Source organism: Paraglaciecola sp. G1-13 (genome assembly GCF_055809255.1).
On record NZ_CM147903.1, the window covers coordinates 2,055,320 to 2,068,225 of the forward strand.

16 protein-coding genes are annotated in these 12,906 nt (G+C 43.8%); 1 reads left to right on the forward strand and 15 read right to left on the reverse strand.

Features of this window, described 5'->3' with window-relative positions; translation table 11 throughout:
* Window positions 1-8 precede the first annotated feature (8 nt).
* The 12 genes from holB to yceD all read right to left on the reverse strand — a co-directional run bounded on the left by holB (window position 9) and on the right by yceD (window position 9,756).
* On the reverse strand, window positions 9-911 hold the full coding sequence (gene holB, locus AC0L6N_RS08605; protein WP_473480520.1) for a DNA polymerase III subunit delta': 903 nt from the start codon (window positions 909-911) through the stop codon (window positions 9-11).
* Between the two features lies 1 nt (window position 912).
* Window positions 913-1,542: a dTMP kinase gene (gene tmk, locus AC0L6N_RS08610; RefSeq protein WP_011574923.1), complete on the reverse strand. Its 630-nt coding sequence runs from the start codon at window positions 1,540-1,542 to the stop codon at window positions 913-915.
* Between the two features lie 67 nt (window positions 1,543-1,609).
* Window positions 1,610-2,548, reverse strand: coding sequence for an endolytic transglycosylase MltG (gene mltG / locus AC0L6N_RS08615; RefSeq protein WP_473481290.1), 939 nt, complete (start codon window positions 2,546-2,548; stop codon window positions 1,610-1,612).
* Between the two features lie 84 nt (window positions 2,549-2,632).
* On the reverse strand, window positions 2,633-3,448 hold the full coding sequence (gene pabC, locus AC0L6N_RS08620; protein ID WP_473480522.1) for an aminodeoxychorismate lyase: 816 nt from the start codon (window positions 3,446-3,448) through the stop codon (window positions 2,633-2,635).
* A 115-nt stretch (window positions 3,449-3,563) separates the two neighbouring features.
* Complete coding sequence (gene fabF / locus AC0L6N_RS08625; RefSeq protein WP_473480525.1) at window positions 3,564-4,802, reverse strand: beta-ketoacyl-ACP synthase II; 1,239 nt, start codon at window positions 4,800-4,802, stop codon at window positions 3,564-3,566.
* Window positions 4,803-4,880: 78 nt separating this feature from the next.
* Window positions 4,881-5,120: an acyl carrier protein gene (gene acpP, locus AC0L6N_RS08630; protein ID WP_006993870.1), complete on the reverse strand. Its 240-nt coding sequence runs from the start codon at window positions 5,118-5,120 to the stop codon at window positions 4,881-4,883.
* A gap of 183 nt (window positions 5,121-5,303) precedes the next feature.
* Window positions 5,304-6,041, reverse strand: coding sequence for a 3-oxoacyl-ACP reductase FabG (fabG, locus tag AC0L6N_RS08635; protein WP_011574927.1), 738 nt, complete (start codon window positions 6,039-6,041; stop codon window positions 5,304-5,306).
* 14 nt (window positions 6,042-6,055) lie between these two features.
* A complete protein-coding gene (gene fabD / locus AC0L6N_RS08640) occupies window positions 6,056-6,985 on the reverse strand; it encodes an ACP S-malonyltransferase (RefSeq protein ID WP_473480527.1) in 930 nt (309 codons plus the stop codon).
* A gap of 61 nt (window positions 6,986-7,046) precedes the next feature.
* Window positions 7,047-8,006, reverse strand: a complete 960-nt coding sequence (locus AC0L6N_RS08645; protein WP_011574929.1) for a beta-ketoacyl-ACP synthase III — start codon at window positions 8,004-8,006, stop codon at window positions 7,047-7,049.
* Window positions 8,007-8,009: 3 nt separating this feature from the next.
* Window positions 8,010-9,035, reverse strand: a complete 1,026-nt coding sequence (plsX, locus tag AC0L6N_RS08650) for a phosphate acyltransferase PlsX (protein ID WP_473480529.1) — start codon at window positions 9,033-9,035, stop codon at window positions 8,010-8,012.
* A 12-nt stretch (window positions 9,036-9,047) separates the two neighbouring features.
* Complete coding sequence (gene rpmF, locus AC0L6N_RS08655) at window positions 9,048-9,218, reverse strand: 50S ribosomal protein L32 (protein ID WP_011574931.1); 171 nt, start codon at window positions 9,216-9,218, stop codon at window positions 9,048-9,050.
* A gap of 10 nt (window positions 9,219-9,228) precedes the next feature.
* Window positions 9,229-9,756 carry a 23S rRNA accumulation protein YceD gene (gene yceD, locus AC0L6N_RS08660; protein WP_006993865.1) on the reverse strand — a complete coding sequence of 176 codons (528 nt, stop codon included), beginning with the start codon at window positions 9,754-9,756 and terminating at the stop codon, window positions 9,229-9,231.
* Between the two features lie 123 nt (window positions 9,757-9,879).
* Here yceD and AC0L6N_RS08665 point away from each other — a divergent pair, with 123 nt between their 5' ends.
* The gene (locus tag AC0L6N_RS08665; RefSeq protein WP_473480531.1) at window positions 9,880-10,464 is read left to right on the forward strand and encodes a Maf family protein; all 585 of its coding nucleotides are present in this window, start codon (window positions 9,880-9,882) and stop codon (window positions 10,462-10,464) included.
* Between the two features lie 65 nt (window positions 10,465-10,529).
* On the opposite strand, the gene rfbD is transcribed toward AC0L6N_RS08665, so the two are convergent.
* From rfbD to rfbA, 3 genes are read right to left on the reverse strand one after another with little or no spacing between them, the layout of a single operon-like run.
* On the reverse strand, window positions 10,530-11,390 hold the full coding sequence (rfbD, locus tag AC0L6N_RS08670; protein ID WP_473480533.1) for a dTDP-4-dehydrorhamnose reductase: 861 nt from the start codon (window positions 11,388-11,390) through the stop codon (window positions 10,530-10,532).
* A 46-nt stretch (window positions 11,391-11,436) separates the two neighbouring features.
* Entirely contained in the window at window positions 11,437-11,985 is a 549-nt protein-coding gene (gene rfbC / locus AC0L6N_RS08675; RefSeq protein WP_473480535.1) for a dTDP-4-dehydrorhamnose 3,5-epimerase, read from the reverse strand.
* A 27-nt stretch (window positions 11,986-12,012) separates the two neighbouring features.
* Window positions 12,013-12,906 (reverse strand): glucose-1-phosphate thymidylyltransferase RfbA, encoded by an 894-nt coding sequence (rfbA, locus tag AC0L6N_RS08680; protein WP_473480537.1) that lies wholly within the window; start codon window positions 12,904-12,906, stop codon window positions 12,013-12,015.

The window sequence follows — 12,906 nt, forward strand, 5'->3', positions numbered from 1 at the left end:
ATAGGCTTTCAGGCCTTTAATGCCATCGACTGTAAAATGTTGACAAGCACCAGGGTTTTATTAACGCCTGGGTTACGTAATTGCTCGTTAGCGTTGACGCATCGCGCGTGCATCTGCCATAAGTGTTCGGTGTTGGGCTGGCCAGTTTTAAGTTGGTTTACAAGCCATACCTGTAACCACTTTACAATTGTAATGGCTTCGTCTTGCCATTTCGTTGCCAGCGCGGCTGGGTCCGCCGTACCCACCTTCAAATAACCTAGATTTTCAACTAGTTCTTGATAATTGACTTTGGGCGGTGTTTTTAAGTGCTCAATCAGTACTAAAGGAGACGTACCGTATAAACGCAACAAAGCGTCATCAACATTTGCATAACCTTCCTTATTCAACCAATCAATACACTCTTGTTGAGTGGGACTGAATAACGCTACCTTTTCGCAGCGACTTAAAATGGTCGGTAGTAAGCGCTCAGGGTGACTGCTTAATAAGAGCAAGAATGTGTTGTTTGTAGGCTCTTCTAGGGTTTTTAATAATGCGTTGGCACTAGACTCTGTCATAGTGTGTGCGTCATGAATAAGCAGCACTTTAGCGCCTGACAGTTGAGCCGAGCCTGAAAGCTTTTTAATTGCGTCGCGAATAGCATCGACACCAATTTGCTTGTCAGAACGAATTTCGTATAAATCTGGATGATTCCCAGCCGCTGACAATAAGCACGACTGGCAGTGACCACAAGGACCTAAGTTATCTTTCGAGAGAGCAGGTTTATTCGCACACAGTAAAAACCGCCCTAGCTGTTGTGCAAATTCCGTTTTACCTATGCCTTTTTCACCTTTTAGCAATAACGCATGATGCAACGACAACGTCGCCGCGCGCTGGGACAATTGCTGTAAAGAAGCGTGTAACCAAGAATACACTTTACACCGCCAAAAACTGTTGCATGGCGTGTTGAATATCGTGGTGCACTTGCTCGATTGACTGCATTGTATCTATGACAACACAGTTCTCATCTTGCTCAGCCAAGCTGAGATAACGTGCACGGGTACGCTCAAAAAAGGATATATCAAGCTGTTCTATGCGATCCAACTCACCACGGCCTCGTGCACGTGCTAAGCCTATACTTGGTTCAACATCTAAGTATAAGGTGAAGTCAGGCACGAACCCCTTCAAGGTAATATCACGCAGAGGTTGAATCAATGTTTGGGGTATTTCACGCCCTCCGCCTTGATAGGCTTGGGATGACATATCATGTCGATCGCCCAGCACCCAAGATCCTGACGTTAATGCAGGGTGAATAACATTGTGCAGCAGCTGAGCGCGGGCAGCATACATAAGTAACAGTTCAGCTTCTGTGGTTACCGTTTCGTTTGGCCAATCTTTTTTAACACATTCACGAATGGCCTCAGCCATAGCCGTTCCACCTGGCTCACGAGTGCAGGTTAAACTATGCCCAGCTTGCTCTATGCAGGATTTCACGATACTGACAGCGGTGCTTTTGCCCGCTCCTTCTAATCCTTCAATGACAATAAATTTACCTGGGTGTATCAAACTTCATTTCCTTTATGCTCACTGTGCGTGTTTGTAGGGTGTTCTTAAGTAGCCTGCGTTAACCAAATTAACGATTTAATTGGTACTGCCGTACGGCACGATTATGTTCTTGTAACGTTTCTGAAAAGTGATGACTGCCATCCCCTTTAGACACAAAATACAGCTCGTCAGTGGCCAACGGGTTGAGGGCTGCATTTATCGCTAGCTTACTGGGCATGGCGATGGGGGTTGGTGTTAAACCTTTAATCAGGTAGGTATTATAAGGCGTAGCTTGTCTTAAGTCTTTACGCCTGATATTACCGTCGAAATCTTCAATGCCATAAATAACAGTCGGATCGGTTTGTAAACGCATATTTAACCGCAGGCGATTAACAAATACGCCTGCTATACGACTTCGCTCTTCGCCTAATGCGGTTTCTTTTTCAATAATGGACGCCATAATAAGCGCTTCGTAAGGCGTTGCATAAGGCACATTCTGGTCGCGATGTTGCCATTGCAGTGCGAGTTCCTTTTGCATTGCGCTGTATGCCCATTTTACGATGGTAAATGCACTGGTGCCTGCCACAAAATGATAGGTGTCCGGCATCAGCCATCCCTCTAGAGATTGGCCTTCAATGTCGTGGCTAAAGCTTTTTACATTTTCGCTAAAGTCATCACCCACCTTAACGTAGGGATGACTCGTAAGCTGCTTTTCCCAATCTTGCCACCTAAGGCCTTCTACCAATGTAAGGGCGAATTGCTTCTCCTTACCACTGGCAATAAGTTGGAAAACATCGATACCGTTCATGCCTGGCTCGATTTCGTAAGTGCCTGCTTTTACATTAGCGATCTCCGGCATTACTTTGAGCATCACTTTAAGACCGAGGGTGTCATCAATCAGTGATTGTTCTTTCAGCTGCTTTAAAATGCTGTTAGAGAATTGCCCTTTCTCGACAGTAAGTAAAAGTGGCTCATTAAGCGTTAATGGTCTTTCTGCTTGTTGCTTTAGATAATGCAAGCCTGTCATTAACGTAACAATCACTAGAGTCACCAATAACGAGGACACTTTGATTACGTTGATTCTCAAGTCTTCGTTCCTTGTTCTTTAATACTAATAATTCATTACTCCGTTTTGTAAATCGCGTGTTTTCTCATTTAAAAAATATGCCCTGTGACCATCACTAAACTCAATTGCTGATACCGGGACAATGCCCATCAGGCTATTGCACACGAAAACCTCTGAGGCAGATTGTATGCTATTGAGTCCTTCTCTACACTGATGGATGGGTACTTGATTAGCCAATAAGTATGCCATTACTTGGTTACGCATAACGCCTTCGACGCCACTAAAATTAAGCGAAGGTGTATGCCAAGCATTTTCGCAATACCAAAATATGTTTCCCACCGAGGTTTCAACAATCACATCATCAGTATCGAGAACCAAGCAATCATGAAAGGCATCATTAGCTAATTCATGCTTTATCAATACTTGCTCTAAGCGGTTTAAATGTTTCAAACCCGCAAGTAATGGCTGCTTGGCCAAGGTAATACTGCTGACATTAAGTTCGATACCCTTTTGCTGCCAGTCTTGGTAGTGAGCAGGAAATGGATGTTGACTAACGATGTAAACAGGGGTATTCGCCCCCTCAGGGCTATAACCACGTCCACCGGAGCCTCGTGAAATTAACACTTTCAACACACCAAGCGTTTTTTGTTCTGCCAGAGCTGAGACATGTAGCGCTAACTCATCCCAATTTATCGAAGAAATTAACAAACGTTCACAGGTTGATTGTAAGCGTGTTAGGTGCGCATCCCAGTACTCGACCTTTCCGTCTCTAACTAACATGGTGGTGAAGCACCCATCGCCATATTGGGTCGCTCTATCTGTGATAGCGAGTTGTGTCGCGGATGAACCATTTACAATCATATGTGAGTCTTTGAAAAAATCATGTCTTAGAATAAAGAGAGTAATCTGATGCAAAAAAGCCTGTAATAGCAATGATATTACAGGCTTCGTTTAGATACTATTCGTGCGTGATAAATTACACTTTTTTAAATAGCAACGAACCGTTAGTACCGCCAAATCCAAATGAATTACACAAGCCGTACTCCATTTTGATAGAGCGGGCTTCGTGTGCAACAAAGTCAAGATCGCACCCTTCACCTGGATTATCTAAATTAATAGTCGGTGGGGCTATTTGGTCTTTCAACGCTAAGATAGTGAAGATAGCCTCAACTGCACCAGCGGCACCTAATAAATGGCCGGTCATGGATTTTGTTGAACTAACAAGTACCTTTTTGGCGCTGTCCTGAAAAATAGTCTTCACTGCAGCAACTTCCGCCACATCACCCGCCGGTGTAGATGTACCATGAGCGTTGATATAGCCTACTTGATGCGCATTCACTGAGGCGTCATTGAGTGCATTGTGCATTGCAGCGGCTGCACCTTCACCATTTTCAGGCGGTGATGTCATGTGATGAGCATCGCCACTCATGCCGAAACCAACGAGCTCTGCATAAATTTTTGCGCCGCGAGCTTTAGCTGACTCATACTCTTCTAGCATAACGACACCGGCACCCTCGCCCATAACAAAGCCGTCTCGGTCTTTGTCCCACGGACGGCTGGCTATTTGTGGGTTATCGTTGCGAGTTGATAACGCTCTAGCAGCCGCAAAGCCACCTAAGCCCAATGGGCAAATAGACGCTTCCGCACCGCCAGCTAACATCGCATCAGCATCGCCGTAAGCAATGGTACGTGCAGCGATCCCCATATTATGAACACCTGTAGTACAGGCAGTCACAATATTTAAATTAGGGCCTTTTAAACCTTCCATGATGGACAGGAAGCCTGAAATCATATTGGTGATAGTAGCAGGAACGAAAAAGGGCGAGATACGCTTAGGCCCAGAGTTAACTAATTTAGTATGATTTTCTTCAATCAAACTTAAACCGCCAATACCTGACCCAATGGCTACGCCAACTCGAGATGCATTCTTTTCAGTAATGGCTAAACCTGAGTCCACTAAGGCTTGCTTTCCAGCTGCAATACCAAACTGGATAAACTTGTCCATTTTTTTGGTTTCTTTCTTGGCGATGTAATCTTCAACGTTGAAGTCTTTCACTTCCCCTGCGAAATGCGTGGTGTATTCAGATGCATCAAAAACCGTGATAGGGCCTATGCCACTTTTACCGCCGACGATATTCTGCCACGTGGAAGCATAATCATTGCCCACAGGAGAGAGTACGCCAAGACCGGTTACTACAACCCGACGTTTAGCCACTTTGGCCTCCGAACGTAATATAAATTTGGTGTGTTAGATAAGAGAAACGGCTCAGGAAGAGCCGTTTTTAAAAACTGTTTACGCGTCTTTGTGAGCGTTAACGTAGTCAATAGCAGATTGAACTGTTGTAATTTTTTCTGCTTCTTCATCAGGAATTTCAGTATCAAATTCCTCTTCTAAAGCCATAACCAATTCAACTGTGTCTAGAGAATCCGCACCTAAATCATCAACAAACGAGGCTTCTGATTTTACTTCTTCTTCTTTAACACCAAGTTGTTCAATAATGATTTTTTTAACGCGTTCTTCGATGTCACTCATAATTCTAGTTTTCCCTTAAAAGTCGCTAGATATAAATTTCGAGTAGTGTATTCACCAACCCACCGCCTTGCAAGCAAGACATTGAAGTTTTTTACTGGTCGAACCACTAAAAACTATATAATAATCAACAAAAAATTAACAGGCAAGCAATGTTTTAATAACCTAGGTTATTAAATAAACATACTACCCCATATACATTCCACCGTTTACATGCAAGGTTTCCCCTGTTATGTATGCGGCGCTATTACTAGCTAAAAAGCCAACCGCTGAGGCAACTTCTTGAACAGAGCCTAAACGATTTGCTGGAATATCTTTAAAAATGGCCTCACGTTGGTCGTCGTTCAGTGCCTTGGTCATATCAGTATCAATGAAACCTGGAGCAACTACATTGACTGTAATTCCACGAGAAGCGACTTCACGTGCCATTGATTTAGTAAAACCTATAACGCCAGCTTTCGCTGCAGCATAGTTTGCTTGACCTGCATTACCTGAACTGCCAACAACAGAACCAATATTGATGATTCTACCACAACGTTTTTTCATCATGCCACGTAAAACTGCTTTAGACATGTTAAACACGGATGTGAGGTTGGTATTAATGATATCTTGCCATTCTTCATCTTTCATTCGCATGAGCAGGTTATCCCGGGTGATACCGGCATTATTGACCAAAATATCGATCACACCAAATTGTTCAGCGATGTCAGCTAACAAGCGAGTCATCGATTCTGGCTCTGATACGTTGAGTACCATGCCTTTACCATTGTCCGCCAAATACTCACTGATAGCGTTAGCGCCAGCTTCAGATGTAGCTGTACCAATGACCGTCGCTCCATCGTTGACTAATTGTTCAGCGATCGCTTTACCGATACCGCGACTAGCGCCCGTTACAAGTGCTATTTTTCCGTCTAATCCAGACATATATATTCTCTATATTATTGAATTGTCGATACTGTTTCTGCGTTGTTTACCGCATCACAGCTCAATGATTTATCTATGCGTTTTATCAAGCCAGTTAACACCTTACCTGGGCCAATTTCATGAATCTGGCTTACACCCAAAGCGGACAGCTTTTGAATGGTTTCAGTCCAACGCACAGGGCTATATAACTGGCGCAAAAGTGCAGATTTAATATCTTCTACATTAGATTCAATCGCGACATCAACATTGTTTACCACCCCTATAGAAGGGGTTTTAAACTCAATAGTTTCAAATAGCTCAGCAAGTTTATCTGCAGCGGGTTTCATCAAAGCACAGTGAGAAGGCACACTTACTGCTAGAGGTAGAGCGCGTTTAGCGCCCGCTTCTTTGCACAGCTCAGCTGATTTTTCAGCAGCTTCTGCATTGCCTGCAATAACGACTTGGCCTGGTGAATTAAAGTTTACTGCAGATACGATTTGCTGTGTTTCGTTTTGCGCTTGTTCGCATGCTTGAATGACTTTCGCATCATCAAGACCAATGATCGCATACATCGCTCCTACCCCTTCAGGGACAGCCTGCTGCATAAACTGGCCGCGCGCTTCTACTAATTTGACGCCATCTTCAAATGATAGAACACCAGCACACACAAGGGCTGAGTATTCTCCCAAGCTATGACCTGCAAGATAGTGCGGTAAATTAGCGCTTTGTGCTTTTAAAACTTGGAATATAGCGAAACTAGCAGCTAACAACGCAGGCTGTGTCACCTGCGTTTGTCCTAATGTTTGCCCACTGTCGTTTTGCACTACGTCCCAAAGGTCGTAACCTAAGACCTTGCTTGCCCGGCTAAATGTTTCTTCTACTAGCGGATGATGAGCCGCTAAGTCTTTCAACATGCCCACTGTTTGTGAACCCTGACCTGGGAACACCCACGCGCGTTTTGACATAAAACTTCCTTTCATTTGATCACTAAAATAATCGTTACCACCATATTAATGATGCTGGTCTTTAATATCGCACTAAAGCAGATGCCCAGGCGAAACCACCACCAAAGGCTTCTAATAGGAGGTTTTGCCCTCTCTTGATACGCCCATCTCGAATTGCTTCATCTAACGCCGTTGGCACCGTCGCCGCTGACGTATTACCGTAGCGCTCAAGTGTTATAACCACTTGATCAAGCGACATATCTAATTTTTTCGCCGTGGCTTTAATTATTCGGAAGTTAGCCTGGTGAGGAACGAGCCAATCTAAATCAGATTTCTGCATATTATTGGCGGCTAAGGTTTCTTCAACGATTTCACTTAACTTTGTCACAGCAACGCGGAATACTTCATTGCCTTTCATAGAGCCCCAGTTTTCGTGGATGGATGATTCATCCCCACGAGTTGGGTTACCAATGGCCAATAAATCACCGTATGACCCTGCAGCATGGATATGGGTGGATAATATGCCAGGCTCTTCGCTCGCTTCAATAATTGTTGCACCTGCAGCGTCACCAAATAAAATTACCATAGTGCGGTCTTCTGGGCTGATCATGCGACTTAGGCAATCAGTTCCTACGACCAAAATGCGTTTTGCCATGCCTGATTTAATGTACTGATCAGCCACGCTTAATGCATAGCAATAACCGGCGCAAGCAGCTGCTACGTCAAATGCAGGAATGCCATCGACGTCTAACGCTTTTTGGATCTCACAGGCTGTACTGGGTAGCGAGTAACGTCCGCTGGTTGTGGCACATACAATCATGTCTAATGACTTGGCGTCTATACCGGCTGCTTCCAGTGCTTTTTTACTTGCCTCAAAGCCCATAGTGGCAGCGGTTTCATGCTCCCCGATAATGCGGCGCTCTTTGATACCAGTGCGATCTGTTATCCATTCGTCTGACGTATCCACCATGAGGGATAAGTCGGCGTTCGTGCGCACGTCGCTTGGATAATAACTACCAGTACCAATTATTCTAGAATTCATTTATTACGATCGCTCCATCAAGAGGTTTTCAATCTTATCTTTAATTTTTGTGGGAACTTGCCTTTCGGCTTCTTGAACCGCTTCGCGGATCGCATACAAAAAAGCCTCATCCGAGGCATTTCCGTGGCTTTTGACCACAATTCCGCGCAATCCTATCAGACTCGCACCGTTATACTGGTCGGGGTTCACTCGCAAATAGAGACGACGTAATAGGGGCATGGCCAGTTTTGCCATGATTTTACTCAATATATTTCGCTTAGCATCACGCTTTACTTGCTCTATCAATAACTTAACCAGTCCTTCGCAGGATTTTAAAGCGATGTTTCCTGAGAAGCCGTCGGTGACAATGACATCGGCAATATCGTTAAATATATCGTCACCTTCAACGAACCCAATATAGTTTAAGTGGTCGCTGGCGGCTAATAATTGACTCGCCTCTTTGATATTCGCAGGGCCTTTGATTTGCTCCTCACCCACGTTTAAAATAGCCACTCTCGGGCGTTCAATTCCTGCAATTTGCTCAGCTAATACAGATCCCATCACAGCATTTTGTAGCAATGTTTGTGCGTCGCTTTGTACCGTCGCGCCTAAATCCAAAAGATAGACTTTACGACCTTTAGCAGTGGGTAAGCTTGATACCAAAGCAGGACGGTTAACACCAGAGAGAGTTTTCAGTTGAGAGCATGCCATTGCCAGCAAAGCGCCTGTATTACCCGCACTTACACATGCATCCGCTTGCTCATTGTGAACGTGCTTAATAGCACAGGCCATAGACGAGTCTTTTTTATGACGAAGCGCTTTAACAGGGTTGTCATCCATCAAAACCTGTTGGTTGCAATGAACTATTGAATATCGATTGGATAAGGAAGAGGAGTGCTGGTTTAACCAAGATGTAATAACATCTTCGTCTCCGCAAAAAATTAAATTTAGGTGGGGGAATTCATTCAGTGCTTTTAAAGCTGCAGATAGAATAATATGGGGGCCGTTGTCGCCCCCCATAATATCTAACGCTAAGGTTAGATGACGCAAAGCTATCTCAAATTATAATGAGAGAACTTTTTTGCCTTTGTAGTAACCATCAGCTGTAACGTGATGACGAACGTGCGTCTCACCTGATGTTGAATCTACAGACATAGTCGCAGTTCCCAACGCATCATGCGAACGACGCATGCCACGCTTAGAACGAGTTTTACGATTCTTTTGTACTGCCATTAGTTTGCTCCTAGTCTCGCTTAAGTTCTTTCAAAACCGCGAACGGGTTTGGACGTTCATCGACCGGTTCAATTTTTCCGAACGTCATGTCCTCTGCTTTTATGTCACAATCCTCCTCTGCATGAAGGGCGACAATTGGCAAAGAGATGATCATTTCGTCTTCAAAAATTTGAAGTAAATTGACTTCTCCGTGGTCATTGACCTCTACCGGGTCGTAAATATCCGGTAACTCATCGGCCTTTTCATCATCAAGTCCCTGCACAGGACTGAAACAAAACGACACGTCTAAAGGATGAGTAAAAACACCATTACATCTTTGACAGACAAGTGATGTTTCACAACGAATTTGACCTTCGAAGTATGAAAGACCCTGCTCGTCTTTTAAAAACTTCACTTCGATATCAACTTCGTCGTCTACGCCAGCAACTGTACTTAGCAATCTCGGCATATCAGCCGTTAACATTACCCCCTGATATTCAGAGCGTTTTGTTGCACTTTTGATTGGGTCGAGTTGTTTAGGTAATTTTACTTTCTGCATAGCGCGCGCATCATAAAGGCTGAAAAGGGTTTAGTCAAAGAAAATATAATCTTAAGTCCTATGTAAATTAAGCAATTTATGCTTTTATGTCGGCCGTCAATAATAATACAGGTCGTCAAATTGATGAAACTAATTCTTGCTTCAACCTCCCCATATCGAAAAAATATTCTTGAAAAGCTGTGTATCCCCTTTTCATGTGCCTCACCCAGCGTGGATGAAACGCCGATGAATAATGAGTCTGCCAACACTTTAGTGGCGCGATTAGCAGCAGAAAAGGCAATATCTGTAGGGGTAACTCAAAAGGGGCTTATTATAGGCTCTGATCAAGTCGCTTGTGTTGACGGTGTTATTCTCGGTAAACCTGGTAATAAGCTCAAGGCATTTGACCAACTTACACAGCTAAGCGGAAAAACTGTTACTTTTTTTACCGGGTTGTCCTTACTTGATAGTAAAACACAGCGTCAGGAAACGATTGTTGAAACGATTGATGTAATATTTAAATCACTTAGTGCTAAACAAATTAGACGATATCTTGAACTTGAAGAGCCATATGATTGTGCTGGTAGCTTTAAAAGCGAAGGTTTGGGGATAGCGTTATTTTCATCATTAGACGGTCGCGACCCTAATACCCTTATTGGTCTTCCTCTAATTGCACTAGTGGCGATGCTAAAAAAGTTTGAAATTGATGTATTTGAGCATATGCAGTAGATGAAACATCGTTCAACTATGCTGTTGAGCGACGTTTCTCAAATACCAAATGGATATCTGTTTACCTAAAGATTATCGAGCATATTAGATAATTGCTTGCGCCAGTGGACAGTTTGGACACCTGAATCCTGTTCTGCCGCGGTTTTGTCGATAACAGAAAATGCGGGCCGTTTAGCCGGCGTCGGGTACTGGGCCGCATAGATTGGCTGCACTGGGATCGCTTTATGCAACAGTCCCTTTTCTAGTCCTAGCTCTTGGATAGCGATAGCAAAGTCATACCAACTGGCCACGCCTGCATCTGTCCAATGGTACATGCCTTTAATATCAGGCTTGTCGACCACCGCCCAAAGCCAATCAGCTAGCCCAGCAGCGTAAGTGGGTGTACCAATTTGGTCTGAGACAATACCTAGCTGGGGTTTCTCTTGCATTAACCGCAGCATGGTTTTAACGAAGTTATTACCATGGCTAGAATATACCCAGGCCGTTCGCACAATAATCGCCTCAGGCAGCATGTTTTGAATGGCTAACTCACCTGCTAATTTTGACGCGCCATACACTCCAAGCGGGTTAGGTCTATCAGATACAATATAAGGTGAACACTTAGTTCCATCAAAAACAAAATCAGTTGATATGTGTAACAACCTTGCACCGACTTCTTTACAGCCGTTAGCGATATTCTTAGCACCTTCTTCATTTACTAAGAAGGCGGTGGCTTCATCTGTCTCCGCTTTATCCACTGCGGTATAAGCTGCGCAATTAATAACCACGTTAGGTTGAATAGATGCAAAAATTTCAGCAACTTTTTTAGCATCAGTTATATCGAGCTCTGCGCTATCAAAAGCGAACACCTCAACAGTAGGTTCGGGAGCGCGGTTAGAAAGCTCCCACCCTAGTTGACCCTTTTTTCCAGTGATAAGTACTTTCACAATATTTCCGTATCTAAATTTAGATTAAATGTGCATCAGCGCACTGTTAAGCAAATTTTGGGGCATCGTTGAATAAACAACCCACTTTATCTTTTTCTGATAATGCTGGCGCTTCTCCGTTCACTAATGGCCACTGGATGCTAAGGGCAGGATCATTCCACAAAATAGACACTTCAGATTGTGGGTGATAGTAATCACTGCATTTATATACAAACTCAGCTGTTTCGCTGGTGACATAAAAACCATGGGCAAAGCCCGCTGGGACCCACAGTTGTTTATTATTCTGCGCTGACAATTCGATACCATATGATTGACCAAAAGTGGAAGAGGATTGGCGTAAATCTACGACCACATCATATACACTGCCTTGGGTAACTCGTACTAACTTACCTTGGGTGTGCTCTAACTGATAATGTAAGCCGCGTAATATACCTTGGCGGGATTTACTGTGATTATCTTGCACCAGTGCTTTAACACCTGTTGCCTCGGTGAATAAGTCCGCGCGGAAGGTCTCCATAAAGAAACCTCGCTCATCGCCAAATACTTTTGGCTCGAATATGAGAACGTCATTGAGTGGTGTTTGGGTGATTTGCATATTATAAACTCAGAAAATTAATTGGGATTACTCGTAACCATTTGCGACTTTGAGCAAATATTGGCCGTAACCTGTTTTGGCCAAACTGTTGCCTTGTTCCGTCAACTGCGCTTTGTCTATCCATTTATTGCGATAGGCAATTTCTTCTAAACACGCCACTTTCAAGCCTTGGCGGTGCTCAACGGTTTGTACGAACTGCCCAGCGTCAAGGAGCGAGTCGTGGGTACCTGTATCAAGCCAAGCGAAACCACGACCCAATAACGACACGTGTAAATCCCCTCTTTCAAGGTACGCTAAATTCACATCGGTGATTTCCAATTCACCACGCACAGACGGTTTGATATTTTTTGCAATTTGGATGACATCATTGTCATAAAAATACAAACCTGTTACTGCATATTGTGATTTTGGCGCTAGGGGCTTCTCTTCAATACTGATGGCTTTTTTATCTTTATCAAATTCAACCACACCAAAGCGTTCTGGGTCAGTGACGTGATAACCAAATACGGTGGCCCCTTTTGTCACTTGGGTGGCGTCTTTCAACTTATCAGAGAAATGCTGACCATAAAAAATGTTATCCCCCAATACTAAACTGACATTCGCATCTCCGATAAAATCCTCTGCAATAATAAATGCTTGAGCAAGGCCATCTGGACTCGGCTGCACGGCATATTCGATTTCAACGCCATAGCGACTGCCATCTCCTAACAAACGTTGAAAGTTTGCTTTATCTTCGGGAGTGGTGATGATCATTACTTCCCGAATACCTGCGAGCATTAATACCGAAAGAGGATAGTAAATCATTGGCTTGTCATAAATAGGCATTAGCTGCTTTGATGTCCCTTGCGTAATGGGATGTAAGCGGGAGCCTGAGCCCCCAGCCAAAATGATACCTTTATATTTAGGAATGTGATTAGCCAT